The sequence below is a fragment of the Amycolatopsis sp. NPDC104775 genome (assembly GCF_055583325.1).
On record NZ_JBVJOE010000004.1, the window covers coordinates 577,897 to 599,400 of the forward strand.

At 70.6% G+C, this 21,504-nt stretch carries 21 protein-coding genes; 10 read left to right on the forward strand and 11 right to left on the reverse strand.

Annotated elements, in window-relative coordinates; genetic code table 11:
* The first annotated feature begins 210 nt into the window (after positions 1–210).
* Positions 211–1,413 (forward strand): MFS transporter, encoded by a 1,203-nt coding sequence (locus ACZ63D_RS21330; RefSeq protein WP_465356058.1) that lies wholly within the window; start codon positions 211–213, stop codon positions 1,411–1,413.
* A gap of 4 nt (positions 1,414–1,417) precedes the next feature.
* Here ACZ63D_RS21330 and ACZ63D_RS21335 read toward each other — a convergent pair whose 3' ends face one another.
* On the reverse strand, positions 1,418–1,546 hold the full coding sequence (locus ACZ63D_RS21335; RefSeq protein WP_465356059.1) for a hypothetical protein: 129 nt from the start codon (positions 1,544–1,546) through the stop codon (positions 1,418–1,420).
* 141 nt (positions 1,547–1,687) lie between these two features.
* On the opposite strand from ACZ63D_RS21335, the gene ACZ63D_RS21340 reads away from it, so the two are divergent.
* From ACZ63D_RS21340 to ACZ63D_RS21355, 4 genes are all read left to right on the forward strand, one after another.
* Positions 1,688–2,929, forward strand: coding sequence for a GGDEF domain-containing protein (locus ACZ63D_RS21340; RefSeq protein ID WP_465356060.1), 1,242 nt, complete (start codon positions 1,688–1,690; stop codon positions 2,927–2,929).
* A gap of 245 nt (positions 2,930–3,174) precedes the next feature.
* Positions 3,175–3,771 carry a bifunctional DNA primase/polymerase gene (locus ACZ63D_RS21345; protein WP_465356061.1) on the forward strand — a complete coding sequence of 199 codons (597 nt, stop codon included), beginning with the start codon at positions 3,175–3,177 and terminating at the stop codon, positions 3,769–3,771.
* Positions 3,772–5,000: 1,229 nt separating this feature from the next.
* Positions 5,001–5,345 carry a WGxxGxxG family protein gene (locus ACZ63D_RS21350; protein WP_465356062.1) on the forward strand — a complete coding sequence of 115 codons (345 nt, stop codon included), beginning with the start codon at positions 5,001–5,003 and terminating at the stop codon, positions 5,343–5,345.
* A 27-nt stretch (positions 5,346–5,372) separates the two neighbouring features.
* Complete coding sequence (locus ACZ63D_RS21355; protein ID WP_465356063.1) at positions 5,373–5,687, forward strand: hypothetical protein; 315 nt, start codon at positions 5,373–5,375, stop codon at positions 5,685–5,687.
* An 820-nt stretch (positions 5,688–6,507) separates the two neighbouring features.
* Here ACZ63D_RS21355 and ACZ63D_RS21360 read toward each other — a convergent pair.
* The 3 genes from ACZ63D_RS21360 to ACZ63D_RS21370 all read right to left on the reverse strand — a co-directional run bounded on the left by ACZ63D_RS21360 (position 6,508) and on the right by ACZ63D_RS21370 (position 9,222).
* Entirely contained in the window at positions 6,508–6,864 is a 357-nt protein-coding gene (locus ACZ63D_RS21360; protein WP_465356064.1) for a hypothetical protein, read from the reverse strand.
* 368 nt (positions 6,865–7,232) lie between these two features.
* Positions 7,233–7,574 (reverse strand): hypothetical protein, encoded by a 342-nt coding sequence (locus ACZ63D_RS21365; RefSeq protein ID WP_465356065.1) that lies wholly within the window; start codon positions 7,572–7,574, stop codon positions 7,233–7,235.
* 811 nt (positions 7,575–8,385) lie between these two features.
* Positions 8,386–9,222, reverse strand: coding sequence for a hypothetical protein (locus ACZ63D_RS21370; protein ID WP_465356066.1), 837 nt, complete (start codon positions 9,220–9,222; stop codon positions 8,386–8,388).
* A 358-nt stretch (positions 9,223–9,580) separates the two neighbouring features.
* Here ACZ63D_RS21370 and ACZ63D_RS21375 point away from each other — a divergent pair, with 358 nt between their 5' ends.
* Positions 9,581–10,522, forward strand: a complete 942-nt coding sequence (locus ACZ63D_RS21375; RefSeq protein ID WP_465356067.1) for a glycoside hydrolase family 43 protein — start codon at positions 9,581–9,583, stop codon at positions 10,520–10,522.
* On the opposite strand, the gene ACZ63D_RS21380 is transcribed toward ACZ63D_RS21375, so the two are convergent.
* The 5 genes from ACZ63D_RS21380 to ACZ63D_RS21400 all read right to left on the reverse strand — a co-directional run bounded on the left by ACZ63D_RS21380 (position 10,488) and on the right by ACZ63D_RS21400 (position 14,689).
* Positions 10,488–11,183 carry an ANTAR domain-containing protein gene (locus ACZ63D_RS21380; RefSeq protein ID WP_465356068.1) on the reverse strand — a complete coding sequence of 232 codons (696 nt, stop codon included), beginning with the start codon at positions 11,181–11,183 and terminating at the stop codon, positions 10,488–10,490. The genes ACZ63D_RS21375 and ACZ63D_RS21380 overlap by 35 nt on opposite strands.
* Before the next feature lie 94 nt (positions 11,184–11,277).
* Complete coding sequence (locus ACZ63D_RS21385) at positions 11,278–11,631, reverse strand: hypothetical protein (protein ID WP_465356069.1); 354 nt, start codon at positions 11,629–11,631, stop codon at positions 11,278–11,280.
* 1,136 nt (positions 11,632–12,767) lie between these two features.
* A complete protein-coding gene (locus ACZ63D_RS21390) occupies positions 12,768–14,024 on the reverse strand; it encodes a cation:proton antiporter (protein ID WP_465356070.1) in 1,257 nt (418 codons plus the stop codon).
* 1 nt (position 14,025) lies between these two features.
* The gene (locus ACZ63D_RS21395) at positions 14,026–14,400 is read right to left on the reverse strand and encodes a hypothetical protein (RefSeq protein WP_465356071.1); all 375 of its coding nucleotides are present in this window, start codon (positions 14,398–14,400) and stop codon (positions 14,026–14,028) included.
* 79 nt (positions 14,401–14,479) lie between these two features.
* Positions 14,480–14,689, reverse strand: a complete 210-nt coding sequence (locus ACZ63D_RS21400) for a hypervirulence associated TUDOR domain-containing protein (RefSeq protein WP_465356072.1) — start codon at positions 14,687–14,689, stop codon at positions 14,480–14,482.
* Positions 14,690–14,789: 100 nt separating this feature from the next.
* On the opposite strand from ACZ63D_RS21400, the gene ACZ63D_RS21405 reads away from it, so the two are divergent.
* Genes ACZ63D_RS21405 through ligD (ACZ63D_RS21415) form a run of 3 tightly spaced genes read left to right on the forward strand, consistent with a single transcriptional unit; the run spans position 14,790 to position 17,160 of the window.
* The gene (locus ACZ63D_RS21405; RefSeq protein WP_465356073.1) at positions 14,790–15,350 is read left to right on the forward strand and encodes a DNA polymerase ligase N-terminal domain-containing protein; all 561 of its coding nucleotides are present in this window, start codon (positions 14,790–14,792) and stop codon (positions 15,348–15,350) included.
* A complete protein-coding gene (gene ligD, locus ACZ63D_RS21410) occupies positions 15,347–16,300 on the forward strand; it encodes a non-homologous end-joining DNA ligase (RefSeq protein WP_465356074.1) in 954 nt (317 codons plus the stop codon). Before ACZ63D_RS21405 ends, ligD (ACZ63D_RS21410) begins: the two co-directional genes overlap by 4 nt.
* Positions 16,297–17,160: a non-homologous end-joining DNA ligase gene (gene ligD / locus ACZ63D_RS21415; protein ID WP_465356075.1), complete on the forward strand. Its 864-nt coding sequence runs from the start codon at positions 16,297–16,299 to the stop codon at positions 17,158–17,160. Before ligD (ACZ63D_RS21410) ends, ligD (ACZ63D_RS21415) begins: the two co-directional genes overlap by 4 nt.
* A 353-nt stretch (positions 17,161–17,513) precedes the next feature.
* Here ligD (ACZ63D_RS21415) and ACZ63D_RS21420 read toward each other — a convergent pair whose 3' ends face one another.
* A complete protein-coding gene (locus ACZ63D_RS21420; protein ID WP_465356076.1) occupies positions 17,514–18,257 on the reverse strand; it encodes a S1 family peptidase in 744 nt (247 codons plus the stop codon).
* A 189-nt stretch (positions 18,258–18,446) separates the two neighbouring features.
* On the opposite strand from ACZ63D_RS21420, the gene ACZ63D_RS21425 reads away from it, so the two are divergent.
* Complete coding sequence (locus ACZ63D_RS21425; RefSeq protein WP_465356077.1) at positions 18,447–19,361, forward strand: hypothetical protein; 915 nt, start codon at positions 18,447–18,449, stop codon at positions 19,359–19,361.
* Positions 19,362–19,739: 378 nt separating this feature from the next.
* Here ACZ63D_RS21425 and ACZ63D_RS21430 read toward each other — a convergent pair whose 3' ends face one another.
* Positions 19,740–21,347, reverse strand: a complete 1,608-nt coding sequence (locus tag ACZ63D_RS21430; protein WP_465356078.1) for a DUF2079 domain-containing protein — start codon at positions 21,345–21,347, stop codon at positions 19,740–19,742.
* Between the last annotated feature and the right edge of the window lie 157 nt (positions 21,348–21,504).

Genomic DNA, 21,504 nt, shown 5'->3' on the forward strand with positions numbered 1-21,504 from the left:
GTCTTGGTCGGGGACCAGATGGTCGGACGTGGTTCGCCTGGCTGAGGCGATAGGCCAATCGGGCGGAAATCCCCGCCGCACACTACGAAATCAGCACATTGCCATGCCCCGGCAACGCTCTCGAAGCAGAAAAAGGAATCCTCCGCCGAAATCGAGCTTCCGTACCTGCGGGGGTGTGCCGCGTCGGCGGTGATCGGCCACAGTAGACGGGTGGCGACGTATCGGCGGGTGTTCGGCAGGTCCGAGTTCCGGGCGCTGTTCGCGAGCATGGTGGTTTCGGTCGCGGGCGATCAGTTCGCGCGGGTGGCGTTGTCGTTGCTGGTGTTCGACCGGACGCGTTCGGCGGGCTGGACCGCCGGGGTCTACGCCTTGACCTACGTGCCGTCGATTTTCGCCGGTCCGTTGCTGTCGGGGCTGGCGGATCGGTGGCCGCGGCGGCGGGTCATGGTGGGGGCGGATCTGCTGCGCGCGGGATTGGTCGCGGCGATGGCGATTCCCGCGCTGCCGCTGCCCGCGGTCGCGGCGCTGCTGGTGGTGGTCCAGGCGGTGGGGGCGCCGGGCAACGCGGCTCGGGCGGCGACCGCGGCGGCGATTTTGCCGGGCGAGGAGTTCGTGCTGGGCAAAGGCGTGCTGGACATGGTGGTCCAGCTGGCGCAGGTGGTGGGGTTCGCGACGGGCGGGACGCTGGTCGCGTTTCTCGGGCCGGGGCAGGCGCTCCTCGCGGACGGGGTGACGTTCGTGGTGTCGGCTGTGGTGGTGCGGTTCGGCATCCGGGGGCGGCCGGCGCCGGGAATGGTGGACAGCGGGACTCGGGTGGGGCGGTGGTGGGCGGATCTGCGGGCCGGGACGGTGCTGGTCGTGCGGACGCCTCGGTTGCGTTCGCTGGTCGGTTTGGCTTGTGTGGCTGGGTTTTACGTCACGGTCGAGGGGCTGGCGGCGCCGTACGCGGAGTCGATCGGCGGGTCCGCTCAGGCCGTGGGGGTGCTGCTCGCGGCGAGTCCGGCGGGGACGGTGCTCGGGATGCTGATCGTGTCCCGGTTGCCGTCGCGGGTGCGGATGCGGTTGCTCGGGCCGCTCGCGATGGCGGCCAGCGTGCCGCTCGTGGTGTGCGCGACGCGGCCGGGGCTGGTCGTGACGGCGGTTTTGTGGGGGCTGTCGGGCATGGCGAGCGCTTACCATCTGCCGGCGTCGGCGGCGTTCACGGTGGCGGTTCCCGATCATCGGCGGGCGCAGGCGTACGGGCTGGCCGCTACCGCGTTGACGACCAGCCAAGGAGCCGGGATCGCGCTGGCCGGTCTCGCGGCGACCGCGGCGAGCGCGAGCACGGTCCTCGCCGTCTCGGGGGGACTCGGCGTGCTGACGGCGCTCGCGGCGGGTGCGGCCTGGAACCGCGCCCGCCGCGAACCGGGGTAGCGGATCAGCGGGTCCACTCGTTGCCGCGGCGGCCCCACTCGTTGCCTCGCCGGGTCCATTCGTTGCCCTGGCAGCGAGTCCACTCGTTGCCGCGGCCGAACCGGGTCCATTCGTTGCCGGGTGCGTTGCTCATGGCGGTGCCTTTCTCGCGGGTGGTTGGTCCGACCGGCGTATCGACTGCCGGTCACAGTGCGATTATTCTGGTTACTCTTCGTGGACAGGGGCGAATACCAGCGTGACTGGTGAGAGTGGCAGACGCAGAGCGAGGCGGGGGTTGTGGTCCCTGCCGCGTCCCGCGCTGTGCCTGGTGCTCGCGGTTGACGCCGTCGCGGTCGCGATCGCGGTGTTTTCGTCGGTCTCCGTCTCGGTCACGCGGACGCAGTGGTGGTGGTTCGCTCTGCTCACCGCGGCCGCGGTGGCGCATCTCGAGGCGGTCCGCACGATCGAGCGCCGTCGCGAGCAGGCGTCGAAGAAAGCGCCGTACACGAATCTCAAGAGCCTGTGGGTTTTCGCCGCGCTGATGGTGCTCCCGCTGCCGCTCGTCATCGCCCTGACTGCGGTGTCGTACGGCTATTGCTGGTACCGGGTCTACGGGCCGACGATCCTGTACCGGAAGATCTACTCCGCCGCGACGTTCGTGCTCGCGTCGGCCGTCGCTTCGATGGTCCTGGACAACGTTTCGCCCGACGGCGCCCGGTTGCCGCACGACGTGTGGTCGCTGCTGCTCGTGGCTGGCGCGGCCGCCGTGTGGTGGCTGGTGAACTACGCTTTGGTCGTCGTCGCGATCGGCCTGTCGGCACCCGGGAAACTGCCGGTCCGGCAAGCCCTCGGACATCCCGGCGACCAGCTGGTCGTCGCTTCGGCGCTGGGACTCGGCGCGACCATGGCCGTGCTGCTGGTGCACGAGCCGTGGGCGCTGCCTGCTCCGATGATCGCCGTGCTGTGCGTGCACCGCGATCTCTTGCTGCCCCAGTACTTGCGGGCGTCCCGCACGGACCAGAAGACCGGGCTGGCGACGCCGGTGTACTGGGCCGACGTCGTCACCGCGGCCCTCGACCGCGCGAAACTCAGCCAGACCAGCCTCGGCGTGCTGTTCCTGGACCTCGACAAGTTCAAGGCCATCAACGACACCTACGGGCATCCCGCGGGCGACCAGGCCATCCGCGCGGTCGCGGACCTGGTCCGGTCGGAGGTCCGGGCTCAGGACCTCGTCGCCCGTTACGGCGGGGACGAGCTGGCGATCCTGCTGCCGGGCCTCGGGCGCGGCCAAGTGCTGGCGGTAGCCGAACGGATTCGCGCCCGGCTCGCGAGTACCCCGATCGTGCTGACCGCTACGACAGACGGGTCGCCTCGGACACTGGCTGGAGTGAGTACGTCGATGGGAGTCGCGTCGTATCCCGGCGACGGCGTCTCCGCGGAGCAGCTGCTCACTTCCGCCGACGGCGCGTTGCTGCAGGCGAAGCAGAACGGCCGCAACCAGATCCGGCTGGCAGGGGCGGTGGGCGGCACCGCGTGATCGCCGCCGTCACAGCTCCTGAGGGCAATCAGACGCGCTGAGGAGTTGAGGCGGAAGCGAACTGTGTGCTGTCCGAGGCGCCTCCCGGCAACGCCCGCTTCCGGTTTGCTGCCGGTTTACGGGCTGGTCCGCGGCGAGCTTCGGCCGCAAGGTTGTCGGGCGGTACCCCGGCTGCCGATTCCCGCACCGACCACCGCCGTTCGATCCGCGCGGCCGGGGCTCGTCTCTCGGAAGGGATCCTTGTAATGACCGTTGTCGTGCGCGGAAGCCGTTCGCGTTGTCTGGCCAGGGACCACGGGGCCGCGTTGCGCGCTCTGCGTGCGGCGGCCGAGCATTACGCCGCGCGGGGCTGGCCGGTGTTGCCGGGGCCGGTGTGCGACGGGCTGACTACCTGGCATCCGGTCACTTTCGAGCTGCTCGGCGGCCGGGAGCCGACGGTGCCCCGGTCTGAGGCCTCGGTCGATCCGCGCGTGATCTCGGAATGGTGGGCCGTACACCGGCAGGCGATTCTCGCGCCGGTCGGCGAGCATTTCGACGTCCTGCGCGCGCCGACGCATCTCGGCTGGCGCGCACTCGCCGCGTTCAGTGGAGGCGAGCCGCTCGGCCCGATGGCGTTGTCGCCGCACGGAGCTTTCTTTTTCGTCGAACCCGGCACGTGCGGGAATTGCGCTTCGGTGCCCGGGGTGGAGGCTCTTTCCCCGGGAGATCTCGTTGTTCTTCCGCCGAGCAGGGTCGTCACCGGGGTGGTGTGGTGGCGCATCTCGCCGGTGGAGCGCGAAGCGTTGGGCGACGGTGCCGAAATCCTGGGCAAGCTTGCCGAACTTTCCGGAGAATCCGCGTAGCCCGCTTTCGATTCCGGCGTCACACGTCCAGGTGGTCTCGCGATTGTCCGCGCGCCGACCGGTTATCCGATCGCGGACCCGGTTGACGCGAGGGAAGCGAGGATCGCCATGACTGCCTGGTGGGGATTGGCGGGCCTGGCCGGACTGCCCGGACTCTACGGCCTGCTCCGGGCGCGAATGCCGTCGTCCGGCCGGGACCCGCTGGCCCGGTATCCGGTCGCGCGGGAACCCGCGGTCCCGAACGCCGACGCCGCACACACCCCGTTGATGCTGCCCCGGATCACCCCGGACATGCTCCATCACGACGGCGGCCAGGCCACCGAGCCAAACGCGGTGCCCCGGGCGCGTACCGGTGAGCACGACAGCCCCGTACCCGCGAGCGTGTCGGGACCGCAGCACGCACCCGCGGCTCTCCGGCCGCAAGCGCCGCCGTCCGCTGGACGCTTGGCGCGGCCTGGTGTGCCCAAGAAACCGGCACCCGCTGCGGCGGCGGAATCCCGGTCCGTTGAGCGAGAACCGGACGCGGCGCTGGTTCCGACTCAGCCGTTCCCTGCCAACGGTGATCTCGGGAATTCCGGAAGCTTCACTGGCGATGTCGCAGAGGCAGTTCGGGAGTCTTCCAAGGAGCCGCAACCGGCTTCCGCTGCCAGCGTCTCCGCTGGTCAGGAAGAGAAGCCGGTCCGGCAGTTGCGCGAGAGCGCTCGGCACGTGGCCGCTTCGGCGGAATCTTCCGAGGAGTCGCAACCGGTTTCTGCCGTCGGCGTCTCCGCTGGTCGGGAAAAGGAGCCGGTGGGGCGGCTGCGTGAGACGGCTCGGCACGTGGCCGCTTCGGCGGAGTCGCCCGAGGAGCCGCAACCGGTTTCTGCCGTCGGCGTCTCCGCTGGTCGGGAAAAGGAGCCGGTTCGGCGGTTGCGTGAGACGACTCGGGATGGCACCGCTTCGGCGGAGTCTTCAAAGGAGCCACAACCGGCTTCTGCCGTCGGTGAATCCGCTGATCAGGAGAAGGAGCCGGTGCAGCGGTTGCGTGACAGGGCTCGGCATGTGGCCGCTCCGGCGGAATCTGCCGAAGAGCCGCAACCGGCTTCTGCCGTCGGTGAATCCGCCGATCAGGAGAAGAGGCCGGTCCGGCGGCTGCGCGAGACGGCTCGGCACGTGGCCGCTTCGGCCGCGCGGACGGTCCAGGACCGCCGCGGACAGTTCACCCGCATTTTCCGGAAGGGGAATTCCCGATGACTGCTCAAGTACGCCGTCAGGTCTGCGCTCTCTGTGCCGCAGCCGTGCTCCCGCTGTTCGCGGCGGGGAGCGCCGAGGCCGCCGTAACGGCATCCGATTCCGCGCAGCCGGTGCCCGTTCAGAACACCGGCGACAACGGTGCCAACCACGACGATCACGACAACGGCAACAATGGCTTGTGGGGCCTGCTCGGGTTGTTCGGCCTTGTCGGTCTCGCGGGCCTGGCGCGCCGGGGACCCAAACCCGGTGCGATGTCGGGGTATCCGGCCGCTCCGGAGCAAAGTCCGCCCGTGAACACGTATCCGCCCGCCGGGCCGCGGCGCACTCCGCCGGGGGCCTGAGGCCGCTGGCGAAGCGGGGAGACGATCGTGGACGAAGTTCTGGACTCGGCGCTGCGTGCGGCCGTGCGGGAGCGCCTCGACTACGTCGACACCCTCTTGGCCAAAGTGGACGACCCGTCGAAGTCCACTTTGGCCGATACGGTGATTCCCCAGCTGACCGGTGCGTGGCGGGATCTGCTGGCCGCGCACGAACCCGACGAGCGCGGCCACTGCCGCACCTGCTCCGGACGGCGATGGTTCGGCCGGGCGCGGTGCACGGTGTGGCGGGCCGCGCACCTTCGCTTGATCGCCGATGATCGCCCTGCTCCCGGGCGGCGCCGTTGCCGCTCCGCGGTGTCCTGATTGCCGGTCGTGTGCGGCTGATCGGGGAACTGCGGTAGCCGGGGCGAGACATGCACCAGAAGGGCGGCCAGTTCGGCCTGCCGGTCCGGTCTGCGGTGTCCTGATCGGCGGCTGCATGCTGCTGATCAGGACACTGCGGTAATCGGGGCCAGGCAAGCGCTAGAAGGGCGGCCAGCTCGGACTGCCGGTCCGGTCCGCAGTGTCCCTGTTCGGCGGCCGTGTGCGGCTGATCAGGCACCGCGGTAACCGGGCGAGGCAAACCCAGAACGGCGGCCAATTCGGACAGTCGGTCTGCCCCGCGGTCTCCTGATCAGCGGCCACGTGCGGCTGATCGGGCCACTGCGGTAGCCGGGCAAGCACTAGAACGGCGGCTAGCTCGGACAGTCGGTCCGATCCGCGGCGTCCTGATCGGCGGCCGTATGCGGCTGACCGGGCACCACGGTAACCGAGGCGAGACAAGCACCAGAAGGGCAGCCAGCTCGGACAACCGGTCCGGAAGCCGAGTGCTGCCAGCTGCGGAAGAGCTGCCGCCGGGATCCGGAGGGGCCAGCACAAAAGAGTGCCGTCCCGGGCATTGAGCGCCGGGACGGCGGAAGTGGGTTACGGTGTCGAGTACGCCGGGTGGGACCGGCATTGCCTCAGCCAGGTCACCGGTCCCACCCGTGCCGACGTCGCAAGGCGCCGGGGACACCCGGGGCGCGGAGCAGGAGTGTGCAGCTCTCCCCGCGCTCCGGGTGCACCTCAGGGCGCTGACGCGAACCGTCGGACTCCATGCCTCGGCCGGCTATCCGCACACACAGCGGGCGGCCTGGCAGGAGACTCAGTCGCCCTGGACGGTGCCGCCGTCGACGACGGCGCCCGAGGCGCAGTTGTAGGGGGATTCGCCCGCCGCGTGGTTCTCGCCCGGCGACAGGATCGGCACGCCGATGCCGTTGAGCGAGTTGCGGATCGGGACCTGGACGCCGAGGACGTTCACGTCGTTGCCGCACAGGCCGAGCGTGCCGTTGACGTTGTGCAGCACGTCGGTGTTGTTCAGGTTCACCAAGCCGACCTGGTCGGGTCCGTCGCCGTGCTGGCCGTGGTGGTGGCCCTCCGCCGGAGCGGCGGCCGCGATGCCGCCGAACAGGAACGCGCCGGCCGCCATCGCCGTGGACACGAGACCGATCTTCTTCAGCATTCAGAACTCCTCTGGGATTTTCGCGACCGGCTTCGCCGGCCGCGCACTCTGACGATTGCGTCAGCGGCCGCGGCAATGAAGGTGTGTGCTCCGCGACCGGATGAGCAAAACGTACTGACAACCAGGGGCTATTGCCACTTCATGCCACCATCGTGTCGGCTGCCGGGCCGCTGACCGAGAGACATGATCCCGTTCGGGTTATCCGCGTCGTTATTGCATTCTGGCCAACAATCCGCGTTTCCCCGCGATCGCCGGGACGCCGCTTCGGGAAATGCGGGCAGCGCACCTCGGAAGAAGAATATTCCAAGCACGAGAAAGTGCTCCGCGCCGCCGTGTTCGGCGGCGCGGAGCTTTCCGCGAATCGGCGGCTACGCGGGCCAGGCCTCCGCTTCCGCCGCGAGGGCCGTGGCGACGTCCAGTTCGCACGAGCGGACCCGCGAGGCCAGCGACCCCTGCTGCGGCTGGAGCAGCAGCCAGCCGGCGACGTCGCGGTCGGTGTAGCGCGGCGCCTCGTCGTCCCCGATGCCCAGCGAAGCGAAATATTGGCGCGCGGCCCAGGTTTCCGGGACCCACGCCCGCGCCCAGCGCACCACGATCCGCGCGAGGTCGTTGCGCGGATCGGCCGGGTGGATGAGCCGATCGCCGGTGATGGCCACCAGGCGCGGGGTGTACGTGGCGCCCGGGGCGCCGATCGTCAGATGACTGTCCATTCCTCCCCCGAGTCGGCGAGCGGACGCGAAAGGTCCGCCCGCGCTAAAAAATGCTGGGCATTGACAAGGGAGGACAGCCGGGGGCGAACCCGCCTCGCTGGCGCGTCCTCCACGGCTCCTGGCTGAACCGCCGCCGATAGTACTGACGCTCCAGCAACGGCGGAACCCGGGTCGCCGCAAGGGAAACCGCGGACAGCTCGATGCTCCGCGACTCGTCCGATGCCACTCTTGCCGACTGCGGAAAACGCTGATAAGGACTGGTGTGGCCACGAGATCCGGCGAAAGGCCGGGGTGACTCACCTCAATTCTGAACCACGGTCTCCTCCGCGTCGAGAACGGCCCGGCGGATTCCCCGCCGTTCTTCCTCTCCGGCACGGCCGGTGTCGCATCCCCAGTGCCAGGAGCGAACCGGTTCGGGGTCGGTTCGCTCCTGGCGCTCCCGACATTACCGAGCGGTCCGGGAGAAAGCGATTGTTTTCCTGGAAAGCATTCCGAAGAGTGTCTTTTTCCTCGGCGGGAAATCGCTCTGGTTACCCAGCTCTATCGAGGAAGAAACTTCACGATCGACGGGTCCTGTGGCGGTAAATGGTTACCCTCGGTGAAAAACTCCGGTGACTACTCGCTCGACTGGCGGAGGGCGAGCCGGGGACCTCGGAAAAGAGCTGCGGCGACGTCCGGCTGACGATTCGACCGGTCGCACCGGAATCGCGAGGCGCTCGGTGCGCTCCGGGCGCGAGCGGCGGCGGACAGGACGAAGGGCTGGTGCTTCCGCACCAGCCCTTCGCCGGGTTTCCGATTCGTGCGAGCAGGTTCAGTCGAGGTCAGAGTCGTTGTCGTCCCACGCCGCGGCGTGGGTGGAGTGGCTGTAGGCGCCCGTCGCACCGGCCGCGACATCCCACGTCCGGTATCCCGCCGCGCCAGGCACGGCGAGCGCGGCGACTCCAGCCGAGCTGGCACCCTCCGGGCCCGCGCCGAATTCGGAAGCGCTGTACCAGGCGTGGTCGCGGCCCGCGTGGCTGCTCACCTGCGCCGAGTTCGCGCCTTCCGGACCGGCGGATGCGGCCTGGGCGTGATACGACGCTCCGGCGCCGTTGCCGGCCGGGTAGTCGTCATCGTCGCCGCCGCGAACGGCCGGCGCCGACTCGCGGATCGCGTGCACCGGGACGGAGTGAACGGTGCGCACGGCCGCCTTCTTGGCCGGCGTCACTGGGGCGGCCTTGACCGGGGTCACGGCCGGGGCCGCATCCTCGGCCGCGGTGTGACGGACTGGCGAAGCCTCGACGGCAGCCGACTCGTGGCCGCCCAAAGTGTCCTGGGTCGGCCAGTCCTGGTGCCCGCCGCCCCAGGACTCGTGCGACCCGTGCAGCACGGCGGCACCGCCGATGCCCGCGAGGCTGGCGTCGTGGTTGCTCCACCGGTGGCCCCATTCGTCCGAACCGGACTCGTGGTGCAGCACGCCGGCGCCGCCGACGCCCGCGAACACGGCCGACTCCTCGTCGCTGCTGGAGCCGTTGGGCCACCAGCCGGTGGTGAGCGGCAGCGGTTCGCCCCGGGACACGGGGCCGGCCGCGGCCGCCGCGGTCCCGGGCAGGGCGAGGCACAGCGGAGCGAGGACCAGCCCGGACAGCAACGTCCGTTTCATCGACATGACAGTTCGTTTCCTTTCCAAAGGGGAAAGCGCCCGAAATGAATGACGTGGTGCCGCGAACGAGCGCTAGGACGACCGGGCTTGGCACCCGGCCGGACTGACGTTACCCCCGGCCCGGCCCGAATTGCGGGCCGCGGCAAGCGATCCGCCCGCCCGGGTGCCCGCCCTTTCCCGCGGCGGTCCCGGAAAACCGGAGTCCACCTGGGAAATCCCTTTCCCGGCAAGGTAAACCGGCTTGCACGCGAGGGTGACAGATGTTTCCGCGCGATTCACCGGATCGGGACGCGGGCGTCCACCCTTCCAGTGGCGGGCCTGCCGCCAGTCGGCGATGCCGTTAGCGGCCAACGACAATCGTGACATGTTTTCCTTCCGCCGGGCTGGCGCCGCGCTCGCCGCCGTTCTCCTGAGCCTCGCCCATTGCCCGCCCGCGTCGGCGGCCAGCGCACCTCAGCTCCTGCTGGGACAGGACTTCCCGGACCCCGAGGTCGTCAAGACCGCTTCGGGCTACTTCGCGTTCTCGACGAGCACCGGTTCCGGGAAGATCCCGATGGCGAGCGCGCCCGCTCCGGAGGGCCCGTGGCGGATCGTCGGCGACGCTCTCGCCTCCGTGCCGAAATGGGCCAAACCGGACGGCGGGTTCTGGGCACCGGACGTCACCGCGGCGGCGGACGGGACCTTCGTGCTGTACTTCGCCGCGTCTCGCCTCCCGAACGGGCCGATGTGCGTCGGCACGGCGACTTCCGCCCGGCCCGCGGGCCCGTACCGGCCGGACGGCGACGAGCCGCTCGTCTGCGTGCCTGAGGACGACGGCGACATCGACCCGCACACCTTCCTCGAATCCGACGGCAGCCGGTACCTGCTGTACAAAGCGAACGGCGCGGCTTCGGGTCCGCCGGCGGCGATCTGGTCGCAGAAGCTGAGCCCGGACGGGCGGACGCTTTCCGGGCCCCGCACGGAACTGCTCCGCGCCGACCTCGGTTCGGAGAAGAACGTGGTCGAGGCGCCGGCGATGGTGAAAACCCCGTCCCGGTACGTGCTTTTCTACTCCGCCGACACGTTCCAGAGCTCCGGTTACCACACCGGGTACGCCACGGCACCGACTCTCGCGGGCGCGTTCGTGAAGGCAGACGCCCCGTTTCTCTCCACCGAGCGGCTCGGCGGCGCCGTCGACGGCCCGGGCGGCGCCGACGTGGTCGACGGGAACATCTATTTCCACGGCTGGCTCAACGGCGGACGCCAGGCTCGCGGCCTGTACCGGCTGCCGATCAGTTTTCCCGGCGATGTCCCGCAGCTCGGCTGACGCTCGCCCCGGGGACCGCGGTGCCGACGATCTGCGCGGCGAGGTCGCGGATCCGCACGTTGGTGTGCTGCGAAAGCCGGCGCAGCAGCTCGAACGCCTCGTCGGCGGTGACCTGATGGTGCGCCATCACCATGCCTTTGGCCTGTTCCACGACCACGCGGCGGTCGAGGGCGTCTCGCAGCTGCTCGTTCTCGGCGCGGAGGCACCGGAGGAGTTCCGCCGGGCTCGCGTCGCCGCCCGGCCGAGACGCCGGGTCCCAGTGCGCGACGTGGTCGCGCCGCCTTCCGGCCCGGCCCGCGCGGGCACGAGCCTCGTCCAGGGAGTCGCACAGCGCGACCCGCGAGTCGATCCCGGTGATCTGCGACGACCGCCGGACCGGACGGGAAGCCGCGACCACCAGGGTAAGGCCGGATTTCCGGACCTTCTCCAGGACGTCCAGCAACACGACGATGCCGCTCGAGCCGAAAAACGTGACCTGGGTGAGGTCCGCGAGCACGACCGGCGCGGGCACTCCGGCACGCCACAGCCCGCTCCAGGCCTCGCGCCACACCAGCGTCGTGCGCCGGTCGACTTCGCCCACCGCGGTCACGGTGACGACTGACTGCTCGCGTTCGACACCGACGGACAGCGGACGGCGCGTCGTATCAGGCGACAGGTTCACCGAAATCCCTCGCACACCAGACAACCGGACTGGAGCCCGCGAAGCGGCCGCCGCGGGGCAGATGCTCCCCGCGGCGGCCGCGATCACGCGTTCGTCAGTCGCCCTGAGTCGTGCCTCCGTCGACGATGGCACCGGAAGCGCAGTTGTACGGCGTCTTGCCCGCGGCGCCGTTCTCGCCCGGGGACAGCACCGGCACGTTGAGGCCCTGCGCCACGTCGCGGACCGGGACCTGCACGCCGAGCACGTTGACGTTGTTGTCGCACACTCCGCCGACGAGGTTCAGGTTGTGCACCGCGTCGAGGCTGTGCACGTTGCCGAGACCGATCTGGCCGTCGCCCTGGCCGGTCGGCCCGTCCGCGACGGTGGCCTCGGCCGCGGAAGCCGACCCGCCGAGGATCGCCATTCCGGCGGCGAGAGCCGTGGCGACGAAACCGAGCTGCTTGATCACTGGTAGAACTCCTTGCCAACAACAACCCGCCGCGATTCGGCGGGAGGAACGGGGGGACCGGCCGCGGCGAATCCCGCGCGGCGGCCGGGTTTTCGAGGACGCCGGGGCGTTCTCCGGGCGGGGCCGGTGCGCCCCTGGGCAGTGCTGCACCGGTCCCGCCCGCGCCGGGGTCGCCTCCGCACCGCGGCCCACCCGGGCCGGCCCGGGAATGTCGGGCAGGTCCCGGCCTGGGCGGGGGCGGAGCGGAGGCGAACCACCGGACTCCGCGGCTCGGACGCTTTGCGCGCGCGGCCGAGTCGCGGAGGATCAGGGGTGCGGGGTGTCTGGGGGCTCGGCCGCCTGGTGGGTGCGGGGGTGGCGGGCTGGGGTGGTGGTGCCGTGGGGTGGGCGGCGGGTGGTGGGTGTGTTCGTGGTGGTGCCGCGGGTGTTCGGTGACTCGGCCGTTGTGTGGTGCGTGCTGTGGTGGCGGGCCGGTGTGCTGGTGCCGTCGGGTGGGTTCGTGGTGGTGCCGAGAGTGTCTTGGGCTCGGCTGATGCCTGGTGCGCGCTGGGGTGGCGGGCTGGTGTGCTTGCATCGTCGGATGATCGACGGGCGGCGGTTGCGTTCGCTGCGATGTCGCGGGTTGTCGGGGACCCGGCCGCTGTCTTGTGTGTGCCGGAGTGGCGGACCGGTACACCGGCGCCGTGGGGTGAGCGGCGGGCGACTGTGTTCATGGTGCCGCCGCCGGTGCCCGGGAACTCGCTCGTTGCTCGCCGCTCACCCGGGCAGCGAACCGCGACGCCGTCGGGTACGTGGCGGGCGGCAAGCGCATCCACGTCGGCACCGCGCAGCCCGGGCGTGCCAGTGCAGTCGCGCGGCACGGAAGACCCGCCGCGGGACCTGGCGGACAGCAGAACGCCGGTCGCGACAGTGCCCGTCGCGGGACCGGGTTTCTTCACCATGGGGGTGTGCTCCTAGCGGGATCGACGATCGCGTCGGGCAGGCAGGGCGTCCTGTCCGCCCGGGTGCGTCGAGAAACCTACTGGCGGAAAGCGACCCGCTTCCACTTCGTTCCACCATCGTGTCGGGCCGCGAGTGCCTGACCGGGATTTCCGTAACCCGATGGGGTAAGCCGTTTTCCTTGCCAGAAAAGCGAACTACCCGGTATCGCCCGGGAGGCTCCGGGGCAGATGCGCCCTCTGTTCTTCGACCCGGCGCATCACCGGCGCGGCCAGGATCCCGTGTATCAGCACGGAAAACGCCACTCCCAGCGCGCCTATCCGCCACAGCTGGTCCGCGCCGGGGAGGTCGGACTGGTGGAGTCCGTAGGCGAGGTAGTAGAGCGTTCCGATTCCGCGCACGCCGAAGAACGCGATCGCCAGCGCGGCGCGGCCGCGGGCCGGGGAGCGCAGCAGGGAACCGATCCCGGCGAGCGGCCGGACGACGAACACCGCGACGGCCGCGAAGAGGACTTCGAGCGCGGTGAGGCCGCGCAGCAGGCCGTCGCCGAGGGCGAAGCCCAATCCCAGCAGTGTGATGGCGACGAAAAGCCGTTCGAGCTGGCGGCCGAAGGTGTGCAGCACCTCATGATAGCCGTGCGAGCGTTCGCTGGTCCGCACGCATACCGCCGCGGTGAAAACGGCGAGGAAACCGTTGCCGTGCAGCAGTTCCGCCGCCGCGAACGGCAGGAAGGCCAGTGCCAGCAGGACCAATCCGTCGGAATATTCCGCCAGCCGGAAGCGGGACGACGGGATCCGGAAGAACGTCCACGCCAGCAGCCGCCCGACGGCGAGGCCGGTCAGCACTCCGATCGGCAGCGGCAGCAGCACGTCGGTGCCGATGGAGACGTGCGTTCCGGCCAGCAGCAGGGCGATCAGGACGAACGGCATGGCGAGACCGTCGTTGAGGCCCGCTTCGGTGGTCAGGGTGAAGCGGATCTCGTTGTCCCGCGCCAGATCCGGGTCCGCGCCGGGCGCCGGGACGCCGACGTCGCCGGCCAGCACCGGGTCGGTCGGGGAGAGCGCGGAACCCAGCAGCAGCGCGGCGGCGGGCGCGACGCCGAGCCACCACCAGCCGAGCAGCGCTACCGCCCCGATCGAGAGCGGCATCGCGACGAACAGCAGCCGCCACGGCGACATCCATCTGCGCAGCCCGAACGGCCGGTCCACGGACAGGCCGGCGCCCGCGAGAGCGAGCACGATCCCGAGCTGGGTGAAGGACTCCACTGCGTCGGCGTGCTCGGCAGGGGAGGCCCAATCGCCGAGGCGGGGCAGGGGCAGCAGGCCGAGCAGCAGCCCGGCGAGCAGCATCACGAGCGGGGTCGAGAACGGCCGGTCGGCGACCAGTTTCGGCAGTACGGCCGCGGCGAGCGCGAGGAGCCCGGCGACGCCGAACAGGACCGGGAGGGCGGGCACCTCAGGCGGCCGCTGCGGTATCGAAGCGGAGCCCGTCCACGCGGACTGCGGTGTCTGCCTCGCCGATCAGCGCCGGGTTGTTCCTGGTGCGGGGGGACAGCACCTCGACGGTCTGTTCGCTCTCGTCGTCGCGGCTGATCACCGGGTAGATCCGGTCGTCGCAGGCGGTGCGGTCCTTGCCGTACTCGGCGGGTGCCGGGGTGTGGTCCTGCCGGAGGCTGTCGAGGGTGCGGCACGCGCCCGCACGGTCCGCGACGGGGCCGCGAGCCACGTCGGCCGGGCAACCGCGGCCGACGGGCGCGGCCTGGCCGGAGAACGGCGTGAAGAACTGGCCGGACGGGCTGGTGGCCTGTTCGGGCGAAAGAAAACCGGTCATCGGGGCGCTCACAGGTCGGAAACGGGGTCGAGAGTCCGTTTACCCGCTGCCCGCGGCGGTAAACAGCGGCCCCGGCCGGTCAGGCCGGGTGGATCGCCTCCGGCCGGTGCACCGCTGTCCTGCCGGATTTCTCACTGCGGACCAGGTACTGCGGGTCGTCCGGGGACGCTTTGACCTTGCGGCCGCCCGCCTCCGTGTCGCTGGTGATCTTCTTCTCCACCACGCCGGTCGAGCTTTGGTTGCCCGCGTCCCAGCGCACGCGGTCGCCCTCGCGGAATTCCTTCGTCATACGGTGCGGGTTCCCGCTGTCCGTCTTTTCACTCACCCGAAGCGCGCGCGACGTTTCACGCCCCCGGCGCCCGGGCATCCGGGCGGTCGGAGGTGATGGGATGTCCTCGAAGGACCGGCTGGCCGAATACCGCGCCAAGCGTGACCCACGGCGGACGCCGGAGCCGCACGGGGGCCGGGAGAACACCGAACCGGTGTTCGTCGTTCAGCGGCACGACGCGAGCAGCCTGCACTTCGACTTCCGCCTGGAGATCGGCGGCGTTCTCGTCTCGTGGTCGGTGCCGAAGGGCCCGTCGCTGAACCCGTCGGACCGGCGGCTCGCCATCCGCACCGAGGACCATCCGCTCGACTACGCCCGGTTCGAGGGCACCATACCCGCGGACCAGTACGGCGGTGGCACCGTGATCGTGTGGGACACCGGCACCTTCGACGTGCTCACCGAAGACTCGGCCGAACAAGCCCTCGAAGACGGCCATCTCAAGGTCTTTCTGCATGGCGAGAAGCTGCGCGGCGCCTTCTCCCTGATCCGTCGCGGCTCGTCCGGCAAGGAACAGTGGCTGCTGATCAAAAAGGACGACGAGGGTGCCGACCGTCGTCGCAAACCCGCGAAAACCCAGCTCGAATCCGTGCTTTCCGGCCGTACCAACCGGGACCTCGAATGACCGGGACGACCGGGCCTGGCTGGCGCGAGCCGACGCTCGCCACGCTCACCGACCGCCGCTTCTCCGACGAAGGCTGGATTTACGAGCGCAAGCTCGACGGCGTGCGCGCGATCTGCGTGCGCGACGGCGGGACTCCCACGCTGTACTCCCGCAACCGCAAGACGATGGACAACGCGTATCCCGAGATCGTGGAAGCCCTTGCCGCGCAAGGGGGACTGCGGTTCGTCGCGGATGGGGAGATCGTCGCGTTCGACGGCGACCAGACCAGCTTCTCCGCCCTCCAGCCACGTATCCACCTCACCGATCCGGAGCGCGCCCGAGCGACCGGCGTGCGCGTGTATTACTACCTGTTCGACCTTCTGTACTACGACGAGCAGGACACCACGTCGCTCCCGCTGCGCCAGCGGAAGTCGATCCTGCGCGACGCCTTCGTCTTCGACGACCCGCTCCGCCTGTCGGCGCACCGCAACACCGAGGGGGAGAAGTTCTTCCAGGAGGCGTGCCGCCGCGGCTGGGAGGGCGTGATCGCGAAACGCGCCGACGCGCCGTATCACCACGGCCGCTCGCCGGACTGGCTGAAGTTCAAGTGCCAGCAGGGGCAAGAGCTGGTGATCGGCGGGTACACCGCCCCGCAGGGCAGCCGCCACGGCTTCGGCGCGCTGCTGCTGGGATACCACGAGAAGGGGCAGTTGCGGTACGCGGGCAAGGTCGGCACCGGCTTCGACCACCAGCTTTTGACCTCGCTGCACGCGCAGCTGGCCCGGCGCGAGACCGACCGCTCGCCGTTCGCCGATCCGGTGCGGGAGCGGGGTACGCACTGGGTGCGGCCCGAACTGGTCGCCCAGATCGGCTTCTCCGAGTGGACCCGCGACGGCCGGTTGCGCCATCCGCGGTTCGCCGGTTTGCGCGAGGACAAGAAGCCCGCCGACGTGATCCGGGAGCGCCCGTGAAGATTTCCCACCCCGACAAGGTTTTCTACCCCGCCGACGGGCTCACCAAGGGCGACGTCGTCGAGCACTACCGGACGGTCGCGCCCGCGATGCTGCCGCATCTGCGCGGGCGTCCGCTCACGTTGCGCCGCTACCCGGACGGCATCGAGGCCCAAGGCTGGTTCCAGAAGCACCCAGGCGAGCACTTCCCGTCGTGGCTGCGCACCGAACGCGTGCCGCGCCGGGGCGGCGGCACCGACGAGTACGTCGTGTGCGACGACGAGGATTCCCTGCTGTACCTGGCCGACCAGGGCACGGTGGAGTTTCACGTCTGGCTGTCCACAGTGGACGCACCGGAGAAGCCGGACCTGCTGGTGCTCGACCTGGACCCGCCGGACGGCACCGACGTCGCTGACCTGCGCACCGCCGCCCGCAGCATCCGCGACCAGTACGCCGAAGCCGGGCTCGCCGCGTATCTGCAGGCCACCGGAGGCCGCGGCTTCCACGTCGTGGCACCCCTCGACGCCACGGCCGCCACGGACGTGGTCCTGGAACTCTCGCGGGCCTTGGCGGACCGCGTCGCGGCCGCCGATCCGGACCGCCTGACCACCGCCCAGCGCAAGGACCAGCGCGGGGACCGGATCTTCGTCGACGCGAACCGCAACGGCTATGCCCAGACCTTCGTGGCCCCGTACTCCCTGCGCGCCCGCCCCGGCGCGGCCTCGGCGACCCCGCTGGACTGGCCGGAACTCGGCAAGGCCGAGCCGAACGGCTGGGGACCGGACAAGCTGCACCGGAGGCTGGCGCGCAAGGAGGACCCGTGGCGCGGGATCGAGAAGGACGCTGGGTCGGCGGAGAAGGCGCTGGAGAGCCTCGGCTGAGGTTGGTGCGCGCCGGAAGGGGTGCGCGCTGACGGAGATTCCCTCCGGCGCGGGCCACGTCGATCAGACTCCGGAGACCTGCTGGATCCAGTCGCGTCCGGCGGCGACGGTGCGGTGGGTCGTGGCGTTGGAGAAGCTTGGCTGAGGTTGGCCCGTGCCGGAAGGGGTGCGCGCCGACGGAGATTCCTTCCGGCGTGGGCCATGCCGGTCAGACTGCGGAGATCTGCTGGATCCAGTCGCGTCCGTCGGCGAGGTTGCGGCAGGTGGTGGCGTTGGAGAAGCCCGGCTGAGGCTGGCCCGCGCCGGAAGGATCGCGCACTAACGGACATTCCCTCCGGCGCGGGCCACGTCGATCAGACCCCGGAGACCTGCTGGATCCAGTCCCGTCCCGCGGCGACGCTGCCGTAGGTCGTGACGCTGGAGCGGTCGCTCGTCGAGCACACCCCGACCTGGACGCCGCCGTCGACCATCGGGCCGCCTGAGTCTCCGCCCGCCACCGCGCCGTTCGGGGTGCTCGCCGTGATCGCGGGGCCGCCGGCGTTGTCGCTGTCCTGGGTGTTCGAGATGGTGACCTGGGCCTTCTTCAGCACGCTTGACTGGTGATGGCCCTCGTCGGTGCTCTGCGTCGCGCCCCAGCCGTACACGGTGGCGCTGTCGCCCTCTTGCGCGTCGTCGGAGCTGCTGGCGAGGCGGGCGAAGGTGCTGCCGCCGTCGGTGTTCAGCTTGATCAGAGCCAGGTCGCCGCCGGAGTAGACGTAGGTGGAGGCAGCCTTGGCGTGCACCCCGCCGCTGGCGCTGTTGGAGCCGATGTACAGGTCGATGTCGGTGAGGCGCTGCCCGTTGTTGTCGTACATGCAGTGCTTCGCCGTCAGAACCCAGCGGCTGCCGATCAGCGTGCTGGTGCAGAAGAAGGTGTAGCCGTTGGCGTGGCCGTTGAACCGCGTGATGTAGCCGGGGTTCTGCGCGGTGCTGCCGCCGATGATCGACGGCTGGGCGGCGGGTGCGGCGGTGGTCGCGGACGCCGGGGTCACGGCGAACGCGCCGAGCACCGCGCAGGAACCGGTCAGCACGGCGAGGGCCCGGGTGAGTGCGCGCATGTCGCTCCTTGGGGAACAGGTTTGCCGATGGGGACGCTTCCGAACGTAAGCAGCGCGGCCGGACGGCGGAATCCGCCGAAGCGCCGGTCGCGGGCAAGCGGCGGCGACGCGACTTTCGGCGGGTTGCCAACCGGTGAACGGATGCCGAGAATCCGTCTCGGACGGTCCGTTTTTTCCAGGAGAGGCGAAATGCGGTTGTTCGCCCCGGCTCCGGCCCGGGAGCAGCTGGCTCAAGCGCTGGCCGAGGGGCCGTTCGAACGCGCCCTCACGCTGGCGATCGAGCGCAGCGGCCTGGGACTCGCGCGGTTGCGCGAACGGCTCGCCGCGTCCGGCGCGCCGGTCAGCACGACGACGCTCAGCTCGTGGCGCACCGGCCGCAGCCGTCCGGAGCGGCCGGAATCCTTGCGGGCGCTGGCTTTGCTGGAAGCGGTGCTGGACGTGCCGCCGGGGGCGCTGCGCGCGCTGCTGGACCGGCCGCGCACCGGCGGCCCGGCTCCGCGGGCGGCGCGGTGGGACCGGTTGTGGGAGAACCGCAGCCTGCTTCCGATGGTGCTGAACTCGTTCGAGGACTCTTCGCCGGAATCGGTCAGCGTGCACGAGACGCTGCACGTCGACGCCGGGGGCCGGATGCGCGGCCTGCAGGTGCGGGAAGTGCTGCGGGCGATGGACGAACCGGCGTTCGTCCGGATCGTGGCGCTGCGCGGGTTCACGCCCGGGCAGTCGCCGGAGCTGGTGTCGGCGCGGTACTGCCGCCCCGGCATCGTGCGGACGGCGCCGGAGCAGGCGTTTTCGGTGACGGAGCTGGTGCTGGACCATCCGCTGGCCCCGGGCGAGACGGCGATCGTGGAGTACCGGTTCGCGTTCCGGGACGAGGAGCCCGACTCGCGCTACGACCGGCGCTTCCGGCTGCCGATCGCGGAACACCTGCTGGAAGTGCGGTTCGATCCGGCGGCGCTGCCCGCGGAATGCGTGTCCTACCGCCAGGATTCGCCCGCGGGGCCGGAACTGGAAACCGCCGAGGTGCGGGTGCGGCCCGGCGTGCCCGTCCACGTCATCCGGACCGGGCAGGGGCCGGGAATTCACGGGATGCGGTGGCGGTGGTGATCTGTCCACGCTCCACTGTGGACAGTGATCACAGTCCTTCGTGGACGGACGGCCGGTTTTGGTTGTGCCGCAGCACTTCGCGCGCGGACGGCTGCTGAGCGTCCGCCTCCGCGCTGTCCGATGGCGCGGCGCTGTTCGGCCTAATTCGATTTTGCTGGCGAGTTGGCCAGTTTCGGGCGAGCGGCCCGGGCAGCCGAATCCGTCTGTTTCAACGGCCTGGCAAGAGCGGACGCGACGACTACCGGAGCCGGGACGACTGACAACGGCCGGTCGCTCGCCGGGGTCATGCGCGAAGCGCGCGCAGTCTTCGAGGTACTGGCCGAATGGACACCGAATCCGTCTCGGCGTTCACCAAGGACGGCGAAGGAGGAAGGCGATTCAGCCGCGCGGGGCGGCGGCTTCGTGGAGACGGTAGAGGCGTCCGCCTTGGACGGCGTAGACGGTGACGGGTTCGGTGCCGGGTTGTGCGGTGGCTTGCCAGGCGTTGCCGTCGGGGATGCCGGGGGCGGGGGAGGGCAGGCCGGTGATTCCGCCGCCGGTGACGGTGCCGGTGGGGTCGGTGACGAGGACGCAGTCGGGGCGGAGGTCGGTCCAGCCGGTGATGAGCGCGCCGCCAGTGGATGTGACGACGCCGTGGGCGACGGGCAGGTCGGTGGCGGTGTTGGGGTTGAGGGTGGTGCCGAGTTCGGGGCCGTGGCAGCCGAGGGTGAAGTTGGGGGTGAAGGGGTAGACGCCGAGGGCTTTCGCCGCGGGGATGACCTGGCTTTGGATGTGGAGCTGGTCGAGGACGTCGGTGGCGTGGGTGCGCAGGGCGATGGGGGCGAGGGCGAGCGGGGCGTAGGCGCGGCGGGTGAGGTCGGCTTTGGCGCCGCCGAGGGCGTGGGTGGTCAGGGAGATCGCGCAGATGCCGATGACCGCGGCGGTGAACGGCCACTGGGGGCGGAGGAGCGTCGCGAGGGCGAGCAGCGCGATGAGGGCGAGCGCGCTGACGATGGCGTAGCGGCTGATGAGGCCGATGTTCCCACCGGGTGCCAGGTTGCTGGTGCGGCCGAGTGCGACGAGTGCGGCGAGGGCGGCGGCGTATCCGGCGAGGCCGATCCATCCGGCGGCGCGCGGGTCGGTCCTGGCTGAGATCGCGCAGGCGGCCAGGAGCGCGGTGGTGAGGGCTCCGGCGAGGACGGCGATGACGGCTTGGTCGCCGGACCAGAGGCTGCCGAGGGCGGCCGCTGCGGCGGAGAGGCGGCCGTCGGGGTCGAGGGCGGTGGTGGCCAAGGATTGCGCGCCGCTGGGTTTGGTGAGCAGCCAGCCCGCGAGGATCACGGTTCCGGCGGCGGCCAGGGCGATCGTCTTGACCCGGTTTTCGCGGCGGAGCAGGCAGATCGCGGCGACGACGAAGAAGGCGGGGAGTCCGGCGCCGAAGCTGAGGCTGGCGAGCAGGGCGGCGGTCGCGGCTGTCCACAGGCGGCCGCGGTGGGCTTGGGAGGCGGCGAGGACGGTGAGGAAGACGGCGGGGATCCAGCTGATGCCGTTGGTGCCTTGCAGCCAGATCTCGGCCAGGTGCGAGGTGAACAGCAGCCACGACATCGCGGCGGTGAGTGCGGCTTTGCGCCGCGGCGACAGGGACCGGGGGAGCATCGAGTACAGGCAGGCGCCGGTCCCGGCGATCAGGGCGACGGTGAGGACGGTGAGGACGCGGTTGTCGCCGCCGAACCAGGCGGCGTCGGCGTAGAACAGCAGCGACGGGATCACGAAGGGCTGGTCGAGGTGGTAGGTGAACACCTGGCCTAGCAGGAGGTGCCCTTGGTCGTCGGTGATCTTCGCGAGGACGTGCCAGTAGTCGAGCAGGACGTGCGCGCGCGGGGCCCGCAGCGCGGTCCACAACGCCAGCACGGCGGGCACGACGGCGAAGACGGCCAGGGCCACGATCCCGGCGCGGGATCTCCGCACAGCGGGCAGCGCGGCGGGCGGCGAAGCGAGCGCGGTCAAGGTCTCTCCTAGCGACGTGGAGTCACCCGGTCGGCGGCCTGCCGGACGTGCCCGCTGCGGATTGCGGATTTTCGGTGTGACCTGCTGCTTTTACCGTATCCAGGGCGGTGTGGACAAGAGTGTCGTTGCTCTCGAATCCGGATGTAACAGAACGATA

What these genes read in the sequence shown, in the direction of transcription:
- ACZ63D_RS21420 (WP_465356076.1), bottom strand. Translation starts at nt 18,257, where the DNA reads ATGCGCGCACTCACCCGGGCCCTCGCCGTGCTGACCGGTTCCTGCGCG.
- ACZ63D_RS21395 (WP_465356071.1), bottom strand. Translation starts at nt 14,400, where the DNA reads ATGACCGGTTTTCTTTCGCCCGAACAGGCCACCAGCCCGTCCGGCCAG.
- ACZ63D_RS21345 (WP_465356061.1), top strand. Translation starts at nt 3,175, where the DNA reads ATGACCGTTGTCGTGCGCGGAAGCCGTTCGCGTTGTCTGGCCAGGGAC.
- ACZ63D_RS21400 (WP_465356072.1), bottom strand. Translation starts at nt 14,689, where the DNA reads ATGACGAAGGAATTCCGCGAGGGCGACCGCGTGCGCTGGGACGCGGGC.
- ACZ63D_RS21360 (WP_465356064.1), bottom strand. Translation starts at nt 6,864, where the DNA reads ATGCTGAAGAAGATCGGTCTCGTGTCCACGGCGATGGCGGCCGGCGCG.
- ACZ63D_RS21375 (WP_465356067.1), top strand. Translation starts at nt 9,581, where the DNA reads ATGTTTTCCTTCCGCCGGGCTGGCGCCGCGCTCGCCGCCGTTCTCCTG.
- ACZ63D_RS21365 (WP_465356065.1), bottom strand. Translation starts at nt 7,574, where the DNA reads ATGGACAGTCATCTGACGATCGGCGCCCCGGGCGCCACGTACACCCCG.
- ACZ63D_RS21370 (WP_465356066.1), bottom strand. Translation starts at nt 9,222, where the DNA reads ATGTCGATGAAACGGACGTTGCTGTCCGGGCTGGTCCTCGCTCCGCTG.
- ACZ63D_RS21405 (WP_465356073.1), top strand. Translation starts at nt 14,790, where the DNA reads ATGTCCTCGAAGGACCGGCTGGCCGAATACCGCGCCAAGCGTGACCCA.
- ligD (WP_465356074.1), top strand. Translation starts at nt 15,347, where the DNA reads ATGACCGGGACGACCGGGCCTGGCTGGCGCGAGCCGACGCTCGCCACG.
- ACZ63D_RS21350 (WP_465356062.1), top strand. Translation starts at nt 5,001, where the DNA reads ATGACTGCTCAAGTACGCCGTCAGGTCTGCGCTCTCTGTGCCGCAGCC.
- ACZ63D_RS21425 (WP_465356077.1), top strand. Translation starts at nt 18,447, where the DNA reads ATGCGGTTGTTCGCCCCGGCTCCGGCCCGGGAGCAGCTGGCTCAAGCG.
- ACZ63D_RS21335 (WP_465356059.1), bottom strand. Translation starts at nt 1,546, where the DNA reads ATGAGCAACGCACCCGGCAACGAATGGACCCGGTTCGGCCGCGGCAAC.